Source organism: Roseiarcus fermentans (assembly GCF_003315135.1).
Lineage (GTDB): Bacteria > Pseudomonadota > Alphaproteobacteria > Rhizobiales > Beijerinckiaceae > Roseiarcus > Roseiarcus fermentans.
Window position 1 is genome coordinate 21,687 of record NZ_QNRK01000016.1, and the last position, 21,194, is coordinate 42,880.

The window sequence follows — 21,194 nt, forward strand, 5'->3', positions numbered from 1 at the left end:
GTCCCCCTCAGGCTTGCGCGGACAGCGCCGGCTGCGCCGAAGCCGTCGCGCTTTCGCGCGCCGCGCCCGGCGCGCTCGAGCGCGCGAGGGCGGTTGCGAACAGGAAAAGCGCCGCCTCGAGCCCGAACACGAGCGCGTAGGCTGCGAGCGGCGTCGCGCCCAGGCTCCGTCCCACGTCGACGAGGACGGTCGCGGCCACCCCGCCGGCGCCGTAGGCGATCGCCTGCGCGGCGCCCCAGAGACCCATGCGGGTCCCTTCGCGCGCCGCGGCGCCGGCGCTCGCGAGCCCCATCATGGAGCCGATCGCCGCGACCGCGTAGACGCCGTTGGACAGGCCGAGCGCGAACACCGAAGCGCGGAAGGCGTCGGGGCCGAGGCCGAGGAGACCGTTCGCGGCGATGGCCGCGAGCGAGACGGCGGAGGCCGCGCAGCCGGCCGTCGTCCAGAGCCTGAGCGAGCCCAGGATCGGGCCGCCGATCGCCGTCGCCACGGTCGCGACGCCGAGCATCCCGATCAGGACGCCGCCGTGCTGAAGTCCGGCGAGCTTCGTCGTCGACCCCGGAGTCATGCCGAACACGAGGCCCGCGAACGGCTCGATCAGCAGTTCCTGCGCGCCGTAGGCGAGCATCGACACGAAGATGAAGATGGTGAACCGGCGGACCGACCGCTCCCGCCAGATCTCGCCGAGCGCGACGAGGAACGACGACGGACGATGGCTGCGGGCGGCGGCCGCCGCCGCAGGGACGCGGTCCTCGACGCCCAGCACGGCGAGCGTCGCCAGAACGAAGGCGATCGCGGCCACCGAACCGGTCACCTCGATCAGGCGGGCGTTGGAGAACGGGTCGAGGAAATGGCCCGCGAGCGGCGCCGACACGGCGAAGCCGAGGATCATCATCATCCAGACCAACGAAGCCGCGGCGGCGCGGCGCTCCGGCGCGACGCGGGAGGCGAGCAGCGCCAGCACGGAGGTGCCGGCCGATCCCGCGCCCATGCCCACGAGCAGGAAGGCGACCGCCGCGACCGAGAGGCCGAGAACACGGGAATCCGCGGCGAGCGCTGTTCCGACCGCCGCGCCGAGCGCGCCGATGGCGAGCGTCGCCATGCCGCCGACGATCCAGGGGGTGCGCCGGCCGCCGACGTCCGAGCCGTAGCCCCATGCGGGGCGGAAGATCTGCACCGCGTAATGGGAGGCGACCAGAAGGCCGGGAACGAGCGCGGGCAGCGCCAGTTCGACCACCATCACCCGATTGATCGTCGAGGTCATCAGGACGACGATCGCGCCGAGCGCGCTCTGCGCCAGCCCGAGCCGGACGATGCCGGACCAGCCCAGCCCGCCGACGGCCTTCACGGCGCCGCTCCGGCGACGGTCCCGCACGGCGCCGGCCCGGCGACGGGCTCGGGCAGGTCCGGAACGGCTGTGGGCTGGAGACTCCGCATGGGCGAACCTAATCGCGGGCGCCTGTGCCTGTCAAGCTAGGTTGACACTCACGCCCGCCGAATCGTGTCACGCATCAGCGACACTTGGACGCATTCAGCGCTCCTGGCCGTCGCCGTCGCCGCCGTCCGCCAGGCCATAGCGCCTGAGCTTGACGTAGAACGCCTGCCGGCTGAGGCCGAGCATTTCCGCAGCCGACGCGCGGTTCTCCCGGGTCAGCTCGAGGGCGGCCTCGATGCACAGGCGCTCGATCAGGTCGGTCGTCTCGCGCACGAGGTTCTTCATCGGAACGCGTCCGACCAGTTCGGTGAACTGCTCGACGGTGCGGGGAAGCTCGCGGCCCCCCAGCCGCTCGCGCCCGCCGCGCCATCCGGTGGCGCGGATCGCCAGGCCATAGATCGGCGTCGCGCCGCCGACCGCCGACGCGGCCACGATTTCCACGTCCTCGACGGTCCCGAGTTCGCCGCGCGCCACGGTCGAGAAGATGCGCACGCTCCCGTGCGCGCGGAGATTGGAGAAGAGGACGTCGATGTCGACGCCGGGGCGGCCGATCCAGCGCTCGATCGATTCGCCCCGCGCCTGGACCACGGTGGTCGCCTGGACGAGATCCAGGAACGCCGCGTTCGCGGTCATGATCCGGCCGTCCTCGGCCACCACCACGAGGGCCTCGGGGATGGCCTCGACGAGGCGCAGGATGTTGGCGTCGTCGGCGGACGCCGCGAGGGAGGCGTCGCCCAGCCGCGACAGGAGGACCACGAGATGCGCCACGCCGTCCTGCCGGTAGGACGAGCCGGTCATGAGGACGTCGCCGTGGTCGTGCCCCAGCTGGGCGTGGACCCGGTCGACGCGCGGCGCGACGCGGGTCGCGGCGAGGAACGAGCGCGTGGTCTGGCGGCTCGAATCGGCGAACAGGTCCTCGAAGTCGCGGCCGGCGAGTTTCTTCGGCTCGACGCCGAGCAGGATCGCGGCCGCCGGATTGGCCTCGACGATCCGCGCCGTGCCCGAATCGAGAATCAGCACCGCCTCGGAGGCCAGCTGATAGAGCAGCCGGTATCGCTTTTCCGCGTTGCGAATCCGGGTGTATTCGCGCTCCATTTCCTGCTGCGCCTCGACGAGGCGCTGCTGAAGCGCGGCCATTTGCCTCAGATCGCGGCCGACCGCGACGATGCGGCCGTCCTCTCCGAACCGGAGCGCCCGGTAACGGATCGGAATGTCGGCGCCGCGGGCGGAGGGATGGTTGACCTGGCGCCCGCGCGCCGACAGGCGCGGAGACGAATCGCGGATCAACTCCTCGATCTTGGCTCGGCTTTCGATCGTGACCGTGTCGACGAGCCGTTTGCCGATCCATTCCGAGCCCATCGAGCCCGCGAGATCCGCCTCAGCGATGGCGGCGTCGAGAATCGTGCCGCCGCCGTCGAGGACGAACGTCACGTCGGCGGTCGCGGCGAGCAGACTGCCCACGGCTTCGGGATCGAGACCCCGCAAGAGTTCGGGCGCCGCAAACCGCGCCGGGGACCCCGACCTTGCACCATCCACCACGAGACCGCCCCTCGACTTGAGGATCACGTTTGACAAGGTAAAGCGTCAGCCCGATTCCCGCCATTCGCTCCGCCTTAGCAAACTCCTTGTAATAACAATAGCCTCCCTCGGGGTCGCCGCGATGGCGTCGGCTCCGATGCGCGTCGCCGATTCCGGCTTCGCGGCGACGGCCGCTCCTCCTACCAGAAGAAACACATTGCGGTTCTTCGAAACCGCGCGGACTTCGGCCGCCAGGTCGGCCAGGCGCTGGATCAGACGGTCGCAACTGATTGAGAAAGCCACCAGATCGAACCAGCGCCGGCGGACGGCGGCGCACGGGCCCGCCCCGTCCGCGACCTCCGTGCTCCAGCCGCTTCGCTCGAACGCCGCCCTGGCGATCGACAGCCCGAGGATGTGGGGTTCGCCGGGCGCGGGAGAAAAGAGCGCCGTGGCGGGCCCTTCGCCGGCCCGCCGATGCGCCAGCGCCAGCCTCCGCACCGCGACCTGAAGCCGGTGGGCGGCCACGGTGACGCTGAGAAAATCGCAATCGTCCTCGTCCCACAGCGCGCCGAGCCGCCGGGCGGCGGGCGCGAGGAGCTCCTCGAACAGTTGGTCGACCGAGACGCCGATCCGCAAGGCGCGTTCGACGGGAGGCCAGAGATCGCCGTCGGGCGAGATCGCGAGCGTCGCGAACGCCTCGACGTCGCCGCGCCCGAAGGCCGGGGCGCGACCGGCGCCCGGCCGCGACCGCCGGGCGTCCGTTCCCACGAGCGGAGCGATTTGCCGCAGGACGTGACCGACGACGTCGTCGCCGGCGCGGTCCCGACGCTGACGGACGTCGCGGCGAACCCCGCCGCCGGCCGCGCCGACCGGCCCGGTCTTGTCTCCTCGCCGCAGGCGGTTCGGGGGCGGGGGGCGCGCCACTGGCAACTCGATCTCGGGCACCGACGCCCCCTGTGACGTCCTGCCGCAGCGAGTCTTCCCAACCCGCCTCGAAACGGCGCTCGTCACCGGGATGTCACCTTAGTGTAAGGCAAAAAGTACGTCAACTCAGATTGACACTCGGGTCCCGACACGCCTACAGTCCGGGCCGAAGGCGCTGTCGACCTGATGTCGGCCAGGCCCGCCTCGAGGACCGGAGAAGCGGCAGTTATGCAGCCAGGGCGTTCCCCAGCAGCGCAGCCCAGACCGCTCTATACGGCCGAGCAGCGCGCGCGGCGCGACCGGAGCGGGTGGACGATCGTACAGGGCGTCCTGGCGCCGCTGCAGTTCGCCGTCTTCCTCGTCAGTCTCGGTCTTGTCCTGCGGTTCCTGGCCACCGGCGCGGGCGAGCAGGCCGCCGTGATCTCGGTGGTGGTCAAGACCATCGTTCTCTACGCCATCATGATCACCGGCTCCGTCTGGGAGAAGGCGGTTTTCGGCAAGTACCTGTTCGCCGACGCGTTCTTCTGGGAGGACGTGTTCTCGATGCTCGTCCTGGCGCTGCACACGGCCTATCTGGCAGCGCTGTTTCTCGACCTCATCGGGCCGCGCGGGCTGATGCTGCTCGCGCTCGCGGCTTACGCGGCCTATGTCGTCAACGCCGCCCAGTTCCTCCTCAAGCTGCGGGCGGCGCGGCTGCAGGCCGCGCCCGCCGCCGGATACGCCGCGGCGGGCGTCCAGCCGGAGCCGGCGCCATGAACGTGCGCGTTCCGCTCGACCTCAGAGCCGCCGACAGCGCGTCCGAACGCTCCGTTCTGCGGGAGCGCGGCCAGCGCGAAGTGTTCTGCGGGCTGACCAGCATCGTCTGGCTGCACCGCAAGATTCGCGACGCCTTCTTCCTCGTCGTCGGTTCGCGCACCTGCGCCCACCTGATCCAGTCGGCGGCCGGCGTCATGATCTTCGCCGAACCCCGCTTCGCCACGGCGATCCTGACGGAACGGGATCTCGCCGGCGCGGCCGACGTCAACGAGGAGCTCGACCGCGTGGTCGCTCGGCTGCTCGAACGCAGGCCCGAGATCAAGCTCCTGTTCCTCGTCGGCTCGTGCCCGTCGGAGGTCATCAAGATCGATCTCGCGCGCGCCGCGCGCCGCCTGTCGGACGCCAATGCGCCGCGGGTGCGCGTGGTCGCCTATTCCGGCAGCGGCCTCGAGACCACCTTCACCCAGGGCGAGGACGCCTGTCTCGCGGCGCTCGCGCCGTCGCTGCCCGAGGAAAACCCCGCCGACGGCCCGAGCCTGCTCGTCGCCGGGTCGCTGGCCGACATCGTCGAGGACCAGTTCGCGCGGCTTTTCGCCGCCCTCGGCGCGCCGCGGGTGCGGTTCTTCCCGGCGCGCGGCGCCGAGGACGTGCCGCCGGTCGGGCCGAACACCCGCGTCCTGCTGGCGCAGCCATTTCTCGGCGAGACCGCGCGGGCGCTGGAGGCGCGCGGCGCCCAGCGCATTTCGGCGCCGTTCCCCCTCGGCGCCGAGGGGACGACCGCATGGCTGCGCGCGGCCGCGGACGCGTTCGGCGTCGCCCCGAGCCGCTTCGACGCGGCGACGTCGGAGGCGCGCGCGCGCGCCGAGGTGGCGCTCGCCCGGCATCGCGCGATCCTCGCCGGCAAGCGCGTCTTCTTCTTCCCCGACTCGCAGCTCGAAATCCCGCTCGCCCGGTTCCTCGCCCAGGAGATGGGCATGATCCCGACCGAGGTCGGCACGCCCTATCTCAATCGTCAGCTCGTGGCCGAGGATCTCGCGCTCCTGCCGGTCGGGACCCGATTGAGCGAGGGGCAGGACGTCGACCGTCAGCTCGACCGCTGCCGCGCCGACCGGCCCGATCTCACCGTCTGCGGCCTCGGCCTCGCCAACCCGCTGGAGGCGGAAGGGCTCGCGACGAAATGGTCGATCGAGCTCCTGTTCGCGCCCACCCAGGGTTACGAGCAGGCGGGCGATCTGGCCGAGCTGTTCGTCCGGCCGCTGGCGCGGCTCGCGGCGCTGGAGGTCTAGACATGGACCTCACCCTCTGGACATACGAAGGTCCGCCGCACGTCGGGGCGATGCGCGTCGTGACGGGGATGCGCGGCGTCCACCTCGTCCTGCACGCGCCGCAGGGCGACACCTACGCCGATCTGCTGTTCACCATGATCGAGCGGCGCGGCGAGCGCCCTCCGGTCACCTACACGACGTTCGCGGCGCGCGACCTCGGCTCCGACACCGCCGAGGTGTTCCAGGCCGCCGTCCGCGAGGCCTACGAGCGGTTCCGCCCGGAGGCGATCGTCGTCGGGGCGTCGTGCACCGCCGAATTGCTCCAGGACGACCCCGGCGGCCTCGCCCGCGCGCTCGCCCTGCCGGTCCCGGTCATCCCGCTCGAACTCTCCGCCTATCGCCGGAAGGAGAACTGGGGCGCCGCCGAGACCTTCTACCGCATCGCGCGCGCGCTCGGCCGGCCGAAGCGGCAACGCGTCGCCTCGGCGCGCCCGCGCTGCAACCTGCTCGGTCCCACGGCGCTCGGCTTCCGTCACCGCGACGACGTGATCGAGATCGCCCGGCTGCTGGAGGGCCTCGGCGTCGAGATCGCCACGACCGCGCCGCTCGGCGCCTCGGCCGAAGACGTTTCCCGGCTCGGCGAGGCCGACTTCAACGTCGTGCTCTATCCCGAAGTGGCGCTTCCGACCGCCCAGTGGCTGGAAAAGGCCTATGGGCAACCCTACACCCGCACGGTCCCGATCGGCGTCGGGGCGACCCGCGCCTTCGTCGCAGAAGTGGCCGGGCTCGCCGGGCTCGAACCCGACCGCGCGCAGCGCGAGGGCGGCTCGCGCCTGCCGTGGTGGTCGCGCTCGGTCGACTCCACCTATCTGACCGGCAAGCGCGTCTTCATCTTCGGCGACGCGACCCATGCGCTCGCCGCCGCGCGCGCCGCACGCGACGAGTTCGGCTTCAAGGTCGTGGGAATCGGGACCTACTCCCGCGAATTCGCGCGCGAGATCCGGGAAGCCGCCGCCGCGCTCGACGCGGAAGCGCTGATCTGCGACGACTACCTCGAGGTCGAGGCGAAGGTCGCGGCGCTGGGCCCGGAGTTGGTGCTCGGCACGCAGATGGAGCGCCACGTCGCCAAGCGGCTCGGCATTCCGTGCGCCGTGATCTCCGCGCCCGTTCATGTGCAGGATTTCCCCGCGCGCTACTCGCCGCAGATGGGCTTCGAAGGGGCGAACGTGCTGTTCGACTCGTGGGTCCATCCGCTGATGATGGGCCTCGAGGAGCATCTGCTGACGATGTTCCGCGACGATCCCGAATTCCACGACGGCGCGCTTCCCTCTCATCTCGGCCGCAAGCCGGAGGCGCCGGCGGTCGTGGTCGCGGAGCCGCTCGCGGTCGCGGGCGCGTCGGGTCCAGCGAGCTGGACCGCCGACGCGGAGCGCGAGCTCAAGAAGATCCCGTTCTTCGTGCGCGGACGCGCCCGGAGCAACACCGAGACGTTTGCGCGCCAGCGCGGCCTGGCGACCATCAGCGTAAGCACCCTCTATGAAGCAAAAGCTCACTTCGGCCGCTGAGCGCGCGGGACTGCGCTTCGTCATCGTCACCCTCGACAACCACCTCGCGGGGGCGGTCGACCGGGCGCGCCGCACGCTGGCCAAGGAAATTCCCGGGCTGGAGCTGGCGTTCCACGCCGCTGCGGACTGGAGCGATCCGGGCTCGCTGCAGAGCTGCCTCGACTCGATCGCCACGGCCGACATCATCGTCGCGACCATGCTGTTCATGGAGGAGCACGCCGAGGCGGTGCTTCCCGCGATCCTGGCGCGGCGCGATTCCTGCGACGCGGTGCTCGGCTGCATGTCGGCCCCGCCGATCGTCAAGGCGACGCGCGTCGGCCGCTTCAACATGGACGGCACGAAGCGCGGCGCGCTCGACTTTCTCAAGCGCCTGCGCGGCAGCTCCAAGGCCTCCGACACCGGTGGCGAGAAGCAGCTCGCCATGCTGCGCCGGATCCCGAAGATCCTGCGCTTCATCCCGGGCGCGGCGCAGGACGTGCGCGCCTATTTCCTCACCCTGCAGTACTGGCTCGCCGGCTCCGACGACAACGTCGCCAATCTCGTCCGGTTCCTGGTCAACCGCTACGCGGGCGGCGCCAACGCGTCGCTGCGCGGCGCGCTGAAGGCGTCGCTGCCGGTCGAATACCCCGAAGTCGGCGTCTATCACCCGCGCGCCGCCAAGCGTTTCAACACCTCGTGCGACGCGCTGCCGCGGCCGCCGGTCAAGGAGGTGGTGGGGACGGTGGGCCTGTTGCTCATGCGCTCCTACCTGCTCGCCAACAACACCGCCCACTATGACGCCGTCATCGCGGCGCTGGAGAAGCGCGGTCTGAGGGTCATTCCCGCCTTCGCCAGCGGCCTCGACGCGCGCCCCGCGGTCGAGGCGTTCTTCAAGCGCAACGGCGTCGCGACCATCGACGCGTTCGTGTCGCTGACCGGGTTCTCGCTGATCGGCGGTCCGGCCTACAACGACGCGGCCGGCGCCGCCGAGCTCCTGAACGGGCTCGACGTCCCCTATATCGCCGCCCACGCGCTCGAGTTTCAGACGGTCGAGCAGTGGGAGGGCTCGGAGCGCGGCCTGTCGCCGGTCGAGGCGACGATGATGGTGGCGATCCCCGAGCTGGACGGGGCCGCGGCGCCGATGGTGTTCGGCGGGCGCATGGAGAACGCGCCCAAGGGACTCGAGCGCGACCTGCTGCCGCATCCCGAGCGGGTCGAGCGCCTGGCCGAGCGCGTCGCGCGCCTGGTTCGCCTGCGCCGCACCGAGCGCGCCCGGCGCAAGGTCGCGATCGTCCTGTTCAACTTCCCGCCCAACGGCGGCGCGATCGGAACCGCCGCGTTCCTCGGCGTGTACGAATCCCTGTTCAACACGCTCCGGGCGATGAAGGCGGCGGGCTATTCGGTCGAACTGCCGGCTTCCGTCGACGCGCTGCGCGAGCGCATCCTGCACGGCAACGCCGATCGCTACGGAACCGCCGCGAACGTCGCGGCGCGGGTTTCCCTCGACGACCACGTGCGGCGTGAGACGCATCTCGCCGAGATCGAGACGCAGTGGGGCCCGGCGCCGGGCCGTCATCAGACCGACGGCGGCTCGATCTTCGTGCTCGGCGAGCGGTTCGGCGACGTGCTCGTCGGCGTGCAGCCCGCGATGGGTTACGAGGGCGACCCGATGCGGCTCCTGTTCGAGCGCGGCTTCGCCCCCACGCACGCCTTCTCCGCCTTCTATCGCTACCTGCGCGAGGACTTCAAAGCCGACGTCGTGCTGCATTTCGGCATGCACGGATCGCTCGAGTTCATGCCGGGCAAGCAGGTCGGCATGTCCGCCGCGTGCTGGCCCGAGCGGCTGATCGGCGCGGCGCCGAACGTCTACCTCTATGCGGCCAACAATCCGTCCGAGGGCGCGCTCGCCAAGCGCCGCTCGGCGGCGACCCTCGTCAGCTACCTCACCCCGAGCCTCGCGCAGGCGGGGCTCTATCGCGGGCTGACCGAACTCAAGGGCTCGGTCGATCGCTACCGGGCGACCGAGCTCGAGGCGAGCGAGGAGCGGGGAAGGCTGGCGGAGCTGATCCAGTCCCAGGCGGCCGCGATCAATCTGGCCCAGGCCGAGCCCGCCTGGGGTTCCAACGCGAACGACGAGATCGCCAGGCTCGGTTCCGCGATCCTCGAACTCGAGTACACGCTGATCCCGCACGGCCTCCACGTCGTGGGCGAGACGCCCGGCGTCGACGAGCGCGCCGAGACGCTGGCCGCGCTCGCCGAAGGCTCGTTCAACCTCAAGGGCGACCTCGCCGGCCTCAGGGCGCTCGCCGCCGGCGGGTCGGTCGAGGCGGCCATCGCCGCCTTCGGCGCGCCCGCCGACCCGGAGACCCGCCAGGCGTTCGCGGAGCTGCAGCGGCTCGACCGGCTGCTCGCCGAGGACCACGAGACGCCCGCGCTCCTGCGCGCGCTCGACGCCTGCTTCATCCCGCCGGTGGCCGGCGGCGATCTCCTGCGCAATCCGGCCGTCCTGCCGACGGGCCGCAACCTGCACGGTTTCGATCCGTATCGCATCCCGAGCGCGTTCGCGATCGCCGACGGGGCGCGGCAGGCGGCGCAGGTGCTCGCCCGCTACGCCGCCGACGGCCATCCGTTCCCCGAATGCGTCGCCGTCGTGTTGTGGGGAACCGACAATCTCAAGAGCGAAGGCGGCCCGCTCGGGCAGGCGCTGGCGCTGATCGGCGCGCGTCCGCGGTTCGATTCCTACGGGCGGCTCGCCGGCTCGAGCCTGATCCCGCTCGAGGAGCTCGGCCGTCCGCGCGTCGACGTGATCGCGACCGTTTCGGGCATTTTCCGCGATCTGCTGCCGCTGCAGATGCGGCTCTTGGCCGAAGCCTGCTTCCTCGCGGCGAGCGCCGACGAGCCGGTCGACCAGAACTTCGTGCGCAAGCACGCGCTGGCGCGGGTCAAGGAGACCGGGTGCGATCTCGAGACCGCGGCGCTGCGGGTGTTCAGCAACGCCGAGGGCGCCTACGGGGCCAACGTCGGCATGCTGATCGACGCCGGCGCCTGGACCGACGAGGACGAGATCTCGACCCAGTTCGCGAGCCGCAAGTGCTTCGCCTATGGCCGCAAGGGCCAGTCGGCGGCGCAGCCGGAGCTGCTCCAGAGCGTGCTCTCGACGGTCGATTTCGCCTACCAGAACCTCGACAGCGTCGAACTCGGCGTCACCTCGATCGACCATTACTTCGACAGCCTCGGCGGCATGGGCCGCGCCGCCGCGCGGGCGCGCGGCGGGCGGGTCGCGCCGATCTACATCTCCGACCAGACGCGCGGCGAGGGCAAGGTGCGGAGCTTGAGCGAGCAGGTCGCGCTCGAGACGCGCACGCGGGTGCTCAACCCCAAGTGGTACGAGGGCATGCTCAAGCACGGCTACGAGGGCGTGCGGCAGATCGAGGCGCACGTCACCAACACGGTCGGCTGGTCGGCGACCACCGGCCAGGTCGATGCGTGGGTCTATGAGCGGATCACCGAAACCTTCGTGCTCGATCCCGAGATGCGCAAGCGTCTCGCCGAACTCAACCCGGCCGCTTCGTCGAAGCTCGCGAACCGGATCGTCGAGGCGCACGAGCGCGGTTACTGGACGCCCGACCCGAAGACGCTCGCGGAGCTGATCGAGGCGGGCGACGAATTCGAAGATCGGCTGGAAGGCGTCAGTCCGGGGGTAGCGGCATGAATCTGGCAATCAGGGCGCAGCGGGGCGATGGCTCCTGTCAGGTCGAACTCGACCCGACCGACAAGATCGGCACGGCGAAAGTGTTCGCGATCTACGGCAAGGGCGGCATCGGCAAGAGCACGACCTCGTCGAACCTGTCCGTCGCCTTCGCAAAGCTCGGAAAACGGGTGCTGCAGATCGGCTGCGATCCGAAGCACGATTCGACCTTCACCCTGACCAAGCGGCTCGTCCCGACGGTCATGGACGCGCTCGAGGCGGTCAACTACCACAGCGAGGAGCTGCGCATCGAAGACTTCGTCGCCACCGGCTACGCCGGGGTGATGTGCGTCGAGGCGGGCGGCCCGCCGGCGGGGACCGGCTGCGGCGGCTACACGGTCGGCCAGACCGTCAAGCTGCTCAAGGAGCATCGGCTGCTCGAGGACACCGACGTCGTGATCTTCGACGTGCTCGGCGACGTGGTGTGCGGCGGCTTTGCGTCGCCCCTGCAACACGCCGAACGGGCGCTGATCGTCACCGCCAACGACTTCGATTCGATCTTCGCGATGAACCGGATCGTGGCCGCGATCCACGCCAAGGGAAAGAACTACGACGTGCGCCTCGGCGGCGTGATCGCCAACCGCAGCGCCGCCACGGACGAGATCGACCGCTTCAACGCCGCCGTCGGCCTGAAGCGGGTCGCCCACATCCGCGACCTCGACGTCGTCCGGCGCAGCCGCCTCAAGAAGGCGACGCTGTTCGAAATGGATCCGTCGCCCGAACTCGAAGCGGTGCAGAACGAATATCTGGGTCTCGCGGAGCGGATGTGGGCCGGATTCGAGCCCTTGCCGGCCAAGCCGATGAAGGACCGCGACCTGTTCGAATTCCTGGGATACGACTGATGACGAGCGGGACGTACCACACCCGGCGCGACGAGCTCGAGCGCTACTTCGACCGCACCGCGGTCGAGGCGTGGACGCGTCTGACCTCCGACGCGCCGGTCAGCCGGGTCCGCGCCACGGTGCGCGCCGGGCGCGACGCGATGCGCGAAACCATCGCGTCCTGGCTGCCGCAGGACCTTTGCGGCGCGCGCGTGCTCGACGCCGGCTGCGGCACGGGCGCGCTTTCGGTCGCGCTCGCCCGCCGGGGCGCAAACGTGCTCGGCGTCGACGTCTCCCCGACGCTGGTCGGGCTCGCCAACGAGCGCGCGCCGAAGGACCTCGCGCCCGGCCAGGCGACCTTCGCGGTCGGCGACATGCTCGATCCCGCGCTCGGCCGCTTCGACTACGTGGTCGCGATGGACAGCCTAATCCACTACGAAGGGGCGGACATCGCCCGCACCGTGTCGGCGCTCGCGGCGCGCACGGAGGCGGCGGTCGTGTTCACGATCGCCCCGCGCACGGCGCTCCTCACCCTGATGCACGCCGCCGGGCGGTTCCTGCCGCGCGGCGACCGCGCCCCGTCGATCGCACCGATCTCCAGGCGAGCGCTGGAAAAACGCCTGGACGGCGTCTTCGCCGATCCGCGCTGGCGGATCGCGCGGGGCCGGCGGATCGTGAGCGGCTTCTACATTTCCGAGGCCCTGGAGGTCGTTCGGCCATGAAAGCCGTCAGCGGAGCCATCGTCCGAGGGGTGATGCAGCTCGGGCCACGCTTCCTGCCGTTCGCCGATGCGGCGACGCCGGAGCTTCCGATGGAGCGGCTCCTGAGGCTGTCGCTGTTCCAGGTGACGGTCGGCATGGCCGTGGTGCTGCTGATCGGCACGCTGAACAGGGTGATGATCGTCGAGCTGGGCGTTCCGTCGTGGATCGTCGCCTGCATGCTGGCGTTGCCGCTGCTGTTCGCGCCGATGCGCGCGCTGATCGGCTTCCGCTCGGACCATCACCGCTCGGTGCTCGGCTGGCGGCGCGTCCCCTACATCTGGTTCGGCACGCTGCTCCAGTTCGGCGGCTTCGCGATCATGCCGTTCGCGCTGATCCTCTTGTCGGGCGACACGCACTGGCCGGCGTGGGTCGGGCAGGCGGCGGCGGGACTGGCGTTCCTGCTCGTCGGCGCGGGGCTGCACACAGTGCAGACGATCGGGCTCGCGCTCGCGACCGACCTCGCGCCGGAGCGCGCCCGTCCGCGCGTCGTGGCGCTCCTGTGCGCGATGCTGCTCGTCGGCATGGCCGTCAGCGCCGTCGTGTTCGGGCTTCTGCTGCGTCATTTCAGCGAAGTGCGGCTCATCCAGGTCGTGCAGGGCGCGGCGCTCACGACCATGGCGCTGAACTGCGTCGCGCTGTGGAAGCAGGAGCCCCGCAACCTGCTGCGCGCCCCCGCGTCGTCGCGCCCGGCGCGCTTCCGGGACGCCTGGAGCGCCTTCGCCGGAGTGGCGCGGACCCGGCGCCTGCTGGTCGCGACCGCGCTCGGCACCGCCGGATTCAGCATGCAGGACATCCTGCTCGAGCCCTACGGCGGAAAGATCCTTCATCTTCCGGTCGGGGTGACGACGGCGTTGACGGCGATGCTCGCGCTCGGAGGCGGCGCCGGACTGGTTCTCGCCGCGCGCCGGTTGGCCCGCGGGGCGGACCCGCACCGGGTCGCAGGCTACGGCGCGCTCGCCGGCGTCGTCGCGTTCGCCTGCGTGATCCTGTCCGCGCCGCTCGAGACGGGTCCGATGTTCGCCGTCGGGGTGGCGCTCATCGGCTTCGGCGGCGGTCTCTTCGCGCACGGCACGCTCACCGCCTCGATGGCGCTCGCAAAGCCCGAGGACCGGGGCCTCGCGCTCGGCGCCTGGAGCGCCTCGCAGGCGACCGCGGCGGGTCTCGCGGTCGCTTTCAGCGGCGTCGTCAACGACGTCGGTTCGTCGCTCGCGGTCGCCGGGGCATTCGGCGACGCGGTCGCAAGCCCGGTCACCGGCTACACCATCGTCTACGGCGTCGAAATCATTCTCTTGCTTGCGACCCTTGTCGCCATCGGGCCGCTCGTTCGCCCGCGCAGCGATCTCAGCAGCGGTTTGCCTTCGCATCTCGCTCCTGCGGTCGCTGGCGGACTTCAATCTGGAGGGTAGGGTCATGAGAGGCGAATTGACGGCTCATATGGACGTTGCGCAGGTCGTTTTCGGCGCATTCATGCTGTGGTTTGTTGGGCTGGTGTTCTGGCTGCGCCGGGAGGACCGGCGGGAAGGCTACCCGCTCGAGGCCGAGGTGAGCGGCCACTTCAAGGCCCGCAACGTCATCTGGATCCCCGAGCCCAAGACGTTTCTTCGCGCCGACGGAAGCAAGGTCCTGGCGCCGAACTACAAGGGCGACGAGCGGCCGATCAACGCGCGCAAGGCCGAGCCGTGGCCGGGCGCGCCGCTGACCCCGACCGGCGATCCGCTGTCCGCCGGCGTCGGCCCCGGCAGCTACGCCGCGCGCGCCGACGAGCCTTACAAGACCGCCGACGGCCATGATCTGCTCGCGCCGCTCCGGGTCGCCACCAACTATGCGGTGCCGGCGGAAGGCGCGAACCCGGTCGGCTACGAAGTGGTCGGCGCCGACCGCGCCCCGGTCGGCCGGATCAAGGATCTGTGGGTCGACCGCGCCGAATCGGTCCTGCGCTACTACGAGGTGGCGCTTGCGACCGGCGCGAGCGTGCTCCTTCCGGTCCACTTCGCCGACGTCAGCGCGAGGCAGCGGCGGATCACCGTCAACGCCCTGACGGGGGCGCAGTTCGCGGGCGTGCCGACGACCCGGACTCCGGACCGGGTCACGCTCGCCGAGGAAGACAAGATCTCGGCCTATTACGGCGCCGGCACGCTCTACGCCACGCCGGACCGGGTGGAGCCGTTCCTGTGAGGGCGGTCAGCCTCGAAAAGCTGCTGCCGGCCGACATTCCGGCCGGCGAGCGCATCCTGTGGCACGGCCGGCCGCGGTGGATCAGTCTGGCGCGGCGGGCCTATCGCGCGGACTTCGTCGCCGCCTACTTCGTCGCCCTGACGGTGTGGAGCGTCTGGGCGAAGGTGGACGCGGGATGGAGCGCGTCGGCGCTCGCCGGCGTCGAGACGCTCGGACTGGGCGTGGCGGCGCTCGCGATCATCGCGGCGCTCAGCTTTCTTTCGGCCCGCACCACGCTCTATGTCGTGACGTCCCGGAGGCTGGTGTTCAAGGTCGGCATCGCGCTGCCGATCTTCATCAACCTTCCCTTCAAGGACATCCACTCGGCCGCGGCGCGCGTCTACGGCGACGGCACCGGCGAGATCCCGGTGACGCTCAAGAAGGGGCGACGGGTCGGCTATTTCGTCCTGTGGCCCAGCGCCCGTCCGCTGCATCTCCTCAGCCCTCAGCCCTGCCTGCGCTGCGTCGGCGACGCGGCCGTCGTCTCGGCGACGCTCGGCGCGGCCCTGCGGGAGTTCGCCGGCCAGCCGGCGACGCCGGCGGCGGCGCCCGGCCGTGAGGCGAAGGCGGAGGCGCGCGCCGATACGCTGAGGCTCGCCGGGCGGGCGGCAGGATGAGGAGAATGCGATGACCGACCTTGCCGCCAAGGGTCCCGCGCCGGGCATGCCGAAGATCGTGCTGATCTTCGCTGCGCTTCTGGTCGCGATCACGGTCGTCGGCGCCTGGTCGGCGCGGGTCTCCGGCGTCGGCCGCAGCGAGGCGCCGACGGCGACGGTGGTCAGGACGCTGGCGCTGCGCTTCGACGATCAGCCGGACGGCTCGGTCCTGGTGCGCCGGGCGAGCGACGGCGCGGCGATTTATCGTGCCGCGCCCGGAACCAACGGTTTCATGCGCGCGACCATGCGGGGACTCGCGCATGCGCGCCGCCAGAACGGCGTCGGCGACGAGACGCCCTTCGTTCTGACCGCCTGGAGCGACGGCCGAACGTCGCTCGAGGACGCGACGACGGGACGGCGCCTGGCGTTGGAGGCCTTCGGCGCGACCAACGCGGCCGCTTTCGCGCAGCTCTTCCAGGCCTCGGGAGCGGTTCGATGAGCCGTCCGTCCGGCGCCCCGAAAGATCGGATCTTCGAATCGAAGCGGGCCGGCCTCCGGCTCGCGTCCGTCTGGTGAGCGCGGCTGCGATGTGCCCCTATGCAACACCGTTCCTTGTGACCGTCGCGCTCTGGTGGAGTTCGACCGGGCTGATTCTGTTGCTGGACAGCCAGGAGCGGCGCACCTACGCCGTCACCATGATCGGCGCGACCGGGCTTCTGGCGGGGGCGCTCTGGATCGTCGCCCTGACCGCCGGCGAGACGACGGGGCAGTCGGCCTATGTCGCCTTCGCCTGCGGTCTCGCGGTCTGGGGCTGGCAGCTGCTCGGGTTCTACACCGGCTTTCTGAGCGGTTCGAACAAGTCGCCCTGCGCGCCGGGCTCGACCGCGTCCTCCCGCTTTTTCCAGGCCCTCGGGGCGAGCCTTCATCACGAACTGGCCGCGCTTCTGGGCGCCGTGGCGCTCGGGTTTCTCACCTGGGGCCAGCCGAACACGATTGCGCTGTGGACCTACGTCATCCTGTGGGTGATGCATTCGAGCGCCAAACTCAACCTGTTCCTCGGCGTGCCCAATCTCGGCGCCGACATGCTGCCCGATCATTTGGCGTTCCTGACGAGCTTCATGGCGCGCAAGCCGATGAACGCGCTGTTTCCGGTGTCGGTGACCGGGGGAACGGCGTGCGCGGCGCTTCTGCTGGTGGAGGCGTGCCGGAGCGGCGCGAGCGCGTTCGACACGGTCGGACTGGCGATGCTCGGCTCGCTGATGGCGCTCGCGGTGGTCGAGCACTGGTTCCTGGTCGTTCCGCTGGACGGCAACGCGCTGTGGCGCGCCTTCCGGCGCAGGGCGGCCGACTGCCCGCGCGCGACCGCCAACCGGGTCGAACGCGAACTCGCAGGCGCCCATGAGCAGACCGAAGGCGCGGGCGTGGACGCCCGAATCGTCGCCTTTCGAGCGGATCCGCCGCACGTGTGCGACGCGCGCAACATCGAGCGCCTGCTCGAATCGATCGCCGCCGGCAGTTTCGGCGCGGTGGAGTGCGTGCACGGTCTCGTGCGGACCGAGGCGGACTGGCTTTGCTTCGAACTGACGGAGGGACGGGCGCGGATGGCGGCGTTCGGCCCGCGGATGCAGAAAAAGCCTTTGGTGATCGCCAGAGGGCAGGGGTTCGACCGGGCGCGGCTCAAAGCCGCGTTCGACGGTTGCGCCGCCGCCGCCTGAGCAACTGGTACGGAGGGTGTCATGCTGACTGACGACAAGAACGGGCGCAACGCACATTTCGCCAAGGCGGTGCAGCGGCTCAAGGACGAGCGTCGCTACCGCGTCTTCATCGACCTCGAGCGGGACGCCGACCGCTTCCCGACGGCGCTCTGGCGTCCCGAGGGAGGCCAGAAGCCGCGCGACGTCACCATCTGGTGCTCGAACGACTACCTCGGCATGGGCTGCCACCCCGACGTGCGGGGCGCGGCGACGGCCTCGGCCAACCAGCATGGAGCGGGCGCCGGCGGCACGCGCAACATCTCCGGCACCCATCATCGCATCATAGAGCTCGAAGCCGAGCTCGCCGACCTTCACGGCAAGGAGGCCGGGCTCGTCTTCACCTCCGGGTGGATCTCGAACCTGGCGGGCATCTCGACCATCGCCTCGCTGATGCCGAACTGCCTGATCCTGTCGGACGCGCTCAACCACAATTCGATGATCGAGGGCGTCCGGCGGGCAGGCTGCGAGAAGCAGGTGTGGCGGCACAACGACGTCGAGCATCTGGAAGCGTTGCTGAAGGCCGCCGACCCGGCTCGCGCGAAGCTGATCGTGTTCGAGAGCCTGTATTCGATGGACGGCGACATCGCGCCGATCGAGAAGATCGTGGAGCTCGCCGAGCGCTACAACGCGATGACCTACATCGACGAAGTCCATGCGGTGGGCATGTACGGCCCGCGCGGCGGCGGGATCTCCGAGCGCGACGGCCTGGCTCACCGCATCGACGTGATCGAGGGCACGCTCGCCAAGGGATTCGGATCGCTCGGCGGCTACATCGCCGGCGATTCGATCGTCGTCGACGCGGTGCGCAGCTACGCGCCGCAGTTCATCTTCAGCACGACCCTGCCGCCGATGGTCGTTTCCGGCGCCTGCGCGGCGGTGCGCCACCTGAAGGCCTCCGGCGTCGAGCGCGAGGGCCATCAGTACATGGCCTCCGTCACCAAGCACGCGCTCCAGGCGGCGGGCATCCCGGTCAAGGACAACCCGTCCCACATCGTGCCGGTGATGGTCAACGACGCCGAGCGCTGCAAGGCGGCGAGCGACCTCTTGCTGCGCCGCCACGACATCTACATCCAGCCGATCAATTTCCCGACCGTCGCCATCGGCACCGAGCGGCTCAGGATCACGCCGACGCCCCGCCACACCGAGGCGCATGTGTCCGTTCTGGTCGAGGCGCTGGTGGACGTGTGGAAGACGCTCGATCTGCCGTTCACCAGCGCGCGCATTCTGCCGCTGCGGCGGAAGGCGCCGGCGGCGGACTGCGTATACCCCGAAATGCGCAAGGCTGCGGAGTAGTTACGTGGGCTGATCCGAAAGATCAGCCGTTCTGGAGAGCAAGGTCAGGCGAAGAGCACGCCTGGCCTAGACGAATGGATAATCCCGAGCCGCTGCGCTGTGCTGTCGATGACGGCACTTGGAGGGGCGGGGCATGTTGCGTCGAGTTTGCGGCGCGACGCGTCAAGTGTGGGCGAGCTGGTCAATGCTGTTTCGATTCAACCCGATGTCGGAATCACTGCGACAAGACGCCGCAAAGGGTGTCCATTCACCTTGACATTACTTTGTGTCAATTTAGGGTGACATCGGTGCTGCAAGCCGTGAGTCCAGGAAAAGTCCTCCTGGAAGGGGTTCGGGAGGTCCGCCGCGAAAGCGTCGGGCGCTCGGCTCGGCTCGGCGAACCAGCGCTTGTGAAAACTTGGTTTCGGGAGGCGATGGCAAGAGCCATTCGCGGCCCGGGATCGGGCGAACGCAGCGCGCGATAGCTCCGCGCGCGGCGCTTTACTCAAAGGAGGAGCTCTTAATGGTCGACGATCCCAACAAAGTCTGGCCGACCGGTCTGACAATCGCGGAGTCCGAAGAACTTCACAAGCATGTCATCGACGGCACGCGCGTGTTCTTCGTCATCGCGATCTTCGCGCACTTTCTCACTTTCGTCTATTCGCCCTGGCTGCACTGAAAGGGGTAGGTCATGAACCAAGGTAGAATCTGGACGGTTGTCTCTCCGTCGATCGGGCTTCCGCTCATCATCGGCGGCGCGGCGATCACCGCTCTGTTGGTCCACTTCGCGGTCCTGTCGCACACGACCTGGTACCCTGCTTACTGGGAAGGCCACCACGCCAAGGTGTCGGAAGCGACCTCGTCGGCCGTCTCGGCCCTCGAAGCGCCTGCGTATATCTACGAGGCCACCAAGGCCTGACGAAGCCGCGTTTGCCGGCGACACGCCCAGAGCGCCGTAAAGGCGCTCTTCGCCGGCGACACCCGACGTCGCTCGACCTTCGCCCGTGTTGGACGAGCGACGTCGCGCCATCGGCCGCTCCGGAAGCGACGGGCAAGGCGCGAGCGCGGAGTTGGCGACGCCCGAAGGACGGGGAGAATGTGGATTGTTCCCCATGTTGCGCGACGCGTGAGCTCCAGATGAGCGGTGTTAGCCACAAAGTCGTGAACTTCTGGCTCAGCCTCGGGCCGCGCTTTCTTCCGTTCGCGGACGCGGCGAGCCCCGATCTGCCCCTTTCCAAACTCCTGCGGCTGTCGCTGTTTCAGGTCACGGTCGGCATGGCGCTGGTCCTGCTGGTCGGAACCTTGAACAGGGTCATGATCGTCGAGTTGGAGGTGCCGGCTTCGCTGGTCGGCATCATGATCTCGCTGCCGCTGCTGTTCGCGCCGTTCCGCGCGCTGATCGGATTCCGCTCGGACATGCACCAGTCAGCGCTCGGCTGGCGGCGCGTGCCCTTCATGTACCGTGGCACGATGATCCAGTTCGGCGGCCTGGCGATGATGCCATTCGCGCTCCTGGTCCTCGCCCGGATGGGTGAGGCGGGGCATTCGCCGGTGTGGATTGGCTATGCCGGCGCCGGGATCTCGTTCCTTCTCGTCGGCGCAGGACTTCACACCGTCCAGACCGTCGGCCTCGCGCTGGCGACGGACCTGGCGCCGGTCGAATCGCAGCCGAAGGTGGTCGGGCTGATGTATGTCATGCTGCTCGTCGGCATGATGGTCAGCGCGCTGGGATTCGGCTGGTTTCTCGCCGATTTCACCCCCGGTCGACTCGTTCAGGTGCTTCAGGCCGCCGCGGTCGCCACGATCGTTCTCAATTCGATCTCGCTGTGGAAGCAGGAGTCTCGCCATCAGGCGCGCAAGGCGCCGTCGGCGAGCCGCGCGCCGAGCTTCGCCGAAGCCTGGGCGAGCTTCACCCACGGCGATCGGGTCGTCCGGCGGCTGGTCGCCATTGGTCTGGGAACGATGGCGTTCAGCATGGAGGACGTCCTGCTCGAGCCCTATGGCGGGCAGGTGCTGCGTTTGACCGTCGGCGACACCACCAAGCTGACGGCGGCGCTGGCCTTCGGCGGACTGTTCGGGTTCTGGCTCGCCTCGCGGGTCCTCAGCCGCGGCGCCGATCCGTTCCGGATGGCGAGCTTCGGCGCCCTGGTCGGCGTGCCGGCGTTCGGCCTGGTGATCGGATCGGCGCCGGTGCTGTCGCCGTGGATGTTCGGCCTGGGAACGGCGCTGATCGGCTTCGGCGCGGGCCTCTTCGGCCACGGGACGCTGACGGCGACCATGAACCTCGCGCCCAAGGGTCAGACCGGCCTCGCGCTCGGCGCCTGGGGCGCCGTGCAGGCCTCGGCCGCCGGGGTCGCAATCGCGCTCGGCGGCGTCATCCGCGACTCGGTCGCCGGTCTCGTGTCGGGAACGGCGTTCGGCGCAGCGGCCGGCTATGACGTCGTTTACGGAATCGAAATCGTCTTGCTTCTCGTCACGCTTGTGCTGATGTTCCCGCTCATCCGGCGGGAGAACAGGCCGGCGCGTGCATTGTCCACCGAGGGAACACGTCGAGAAGCCGCCGTCGCCGGCGAAACCTGAGCAGGG

The 21,194-nt window shown here is 70.0% G+C and carries 18 protein-coding genes; 15 read left to right on the top strand and 3 right to left on the bottom strand.

Annotated elements, in window-relative coordinates:
* Positions 1 to 7: 7 nt before the first annotated feature.
* From DFR50_RS15120 to DFR50_RS15130, 3 genes are all read right to left on the bottom strand, one after another.
* Positions 8 to 1,348 (bottom strand): BCD family MFS transporter, encoded by a 1,341-nt coding sequence (locus DFR50_RS15120; RefSeq protein WP_245427808.1) that lies wholly within the window; start codon positions 1,346 to 1,348, stop codon positions 8 to 10.
* Positions 1,349 to 1,531: 183 nt separating this feature from the next.
* Complete coding sequence (gene ppsR, locus DFR50_RS15125) at positions 1,532 to 3,001, bottom strand: transcriptional regulator PpsR (RefSeq protein ID WP_342634567.1); 1,470 nt, start codon at positions 2,999 to 3,001, stop codon at positions 1,532 to 1,534.
* An 18-nt stretch (positions 3,002 to 3,019) separates the two neighbouring features.
* Positions 3,020 to 3,877, bottom strand: a complete 858-nt coding sequence (locus DFR50_RS15130; RefSeq protein WP_170153229.1) for a cobalamin B12-binding domain-containing protein — start codon at positions 3,875 to 3,877, stop codon at positions 3,020 to 3,022.
* 228 nt (positions 3,878 to 4,105) lie between these two features.
* Here DFR50_RS15130 and bchF point away from each other — a divergent pair, with 228 nt between their 5' ends.
* The 15 genes from bchF to DFR50_RS15205 all read left to right on the top strand — a co-directional run bounded on the left by bchF (position 4,106) and on the right by DFR50_RS15205 (position 21,188).
* Positions 4,106 to 4,633, top strand: coding sequence for a 2-vinyl bacteriochlorophyllide hydratase (gene bchF, locus DFR50_RS15135; protein ID WP_113890119.1), 528 nt, complete (start codon positions 4,106 to 4,108; stop codon positions 4,631 to 4,633).
* On the top strand, positions 4,630 to 5,919 hold the full coding sequence (locus DFR50_RS15140; protein ID WP_113890120.1) for a ferredoxin:protochlorophyllide reductase (ATP-dependent) subunit N: 1,290 nt from the start codon (positions 4,630 to 4,632) through the stop codon (positions 5,917 to 5,919). Before bchF ends, DFR50_RS15140 begins: the two co-directional genes overlap by 4 nt.
* A 2-nt stretch (positions 5,920 to 5,921) precedes the next feature.
* Positions 5,922 to 7,463, top strand: coding sequence for a ferredoxin:protochlorophyllide reductase (ATP-dependent) subunit B (gene bchB / locus DFR50_RS15145; protein WP_113890121.1), 1,542 nt, complete (start codon positions 5,922 to 5,924; stop codon positions 7,461 to 7,463).
* The gene (locus DFR50_RS15150) at positions 7,435 to 11,154 is read left to right on the top strand and encodes a magnesium chelatase subunit H (protein ID WP_113890122.1); all 3,720 of its coding nucleotides are present in this window, start codon (positions 7,435 to 7,437) and stop codon (positions 11,152 to 11,154) included. The genes bchB and DFR50_RS15150 overlap by 29 nt, the downstream gene beginning before the upstream one ends.
* Complete coding sequence (gene bchL / locus DFR50_RS15155; RefSeq protein ID WP_113890123.1) at positions 11,151 to 12,032, top strand: ferredoxin:protochlorophyllide reductase (ATP-dependent) iron-sulfur ATP-binding protein; 882 nt, start codon at positions 11,151 to 11,153, stop codon at positions 12,030 to 12,032. Before DFR50_RS15150 ends, bchL begins: the two co-directional genes overlap by 4 nt.
* The gene (bchM, locus tag DFR50_RS15160) at positions 12,032 to 12,733 is read left to right on the top strand and encodes a magnesium protoporphyrin IX methyltransferase (protein WP_113890124.1); all 702 of its coding nucleotides are present in this window, start codon (positions 12,032 to 12,034) and stop codon (positions 12,731 to 12,733) included. The genes bchL and bchM overlap by 1 nt, the downstream gene beginning before the upstream one ends.
* The gene (locus DFR50_RS15165; RefSeq protein WP_113890125.1) at positions 12,730 to 14,178 is read left to right on the top strand and encodes a BCD family MFS transporter; all 1,449 of its coding nucleotides are present in this window, start codon (positions 12,730 to 12,732) and stop codon (positions 14,176 to 14,178) included. The genes bchM and DFR50_RS15165 overlap by 4 nt, the downstream gene beginning before the upstream one ends.
* A 4-nt stretch (positions 14,179 to 14,182) precedes the next feature.
* Positions 14,183 to 14,947, top strand: coding sequence for a photosynthetic reaction center subunit H (puhA, locus tag DFR50_RS15170; RefSeq protein WP_113890126.1), 765 nt, complete (start codon positions 14,183 to 14,185; stop codon positions 14,945 to 14,947).
* Complete coding sequence (gene puhB, locus DFR50_RS15175; RefSeq protein WP_113890127.1) at positions 14,944 to 15,603, top strand: photosynthetic complex putative assembly protein PuhB; 660 nt, start codon at positions 14,944 to 14,946, stop codon at positions 15,601 to 15,603. Before puhA ends, puhB begins: the two co-directional genes overlap by 4 nt.
* 10 nt (positions 15,604 to 15,613) lie before the next feature.
* The gene (gene puhC / locus DFR50_RS15180) at positions 15,614 to 16,081 is read left to right on the top strand and encodes a photosynthetic complex assembly protein PuhC (RefSeq protein WP_113890128.1); all 468 of its coding nucleotides are present in this window, start codon (positions 15,614 to 15,616) and stop codon (positions 16,079 to 16,081) included.
* Between the two features lie 73 nt (positions 16,082 to 16,154).
* Positions 16,155 to 17,297: a putative photosynthetic complex assembly protein PuhE gene (gene puhE, locus DFR50_RS15185; protein WP_113890129.1), complete on the top strand. Its 1,143-nt coding sequence runs from the start codon at positions 16,155 to 16,157 to the stop codon at positions 17,295 to 17,297.
* Positions 17,298 to 17,318: 21 nt separating this feature from the next.
* Complete coding sequence (gene hemA, locus DFR50_RS15190) at positions 17,319 to 18,629, top strand: 5-aminolevulinate synthase (RefSeq protein WP_113890130.1); 1,311 nt, start codon at positions 17,319 to 17,321, stop codon at positions 18,627 to 18,629.
* Between the two features lie 502 nt (positions 18,630 to 19,131).
* Complete coding sequence (pufB, locus tag DFR50_RS15195; protein WP_113890131.1) at positions 19,132 to 19,287, top strand: light-harvesting antenna LH1, beta subunit; 156 nt, start codon at positions 19,132 to 19,134, stop codon at positions 19,285 to 19,287.
* A gap of 12 nt (positions 19,288 to 19,299) precedes the next feature.
* Complete coding sequence (locus DFR50_RS15200) at positions 19,300 to 19,527, top strand: light-harvesting protein (RefSeq protein WP_113890132.1); 228 nt, start codon at positions 19,300 to 19,302, stop codon at positions 19,525 to 19,527.
* A gap of 218 nt (positions 19,528 to 19,745) precedes the next feature.
* Complete coding sequence (locus DFR50_RS15205; RefSeq protein WP_113890133.1) at positions 19,746 to 21,188, top strand: PucC family protein; 1,443 nt, start codon at positions 19,746 to 19,748, stop codon at positions 21,186 to 21,188.
* Positions 21,189 to 21,194: the final 6 nt, after the last annotated feature.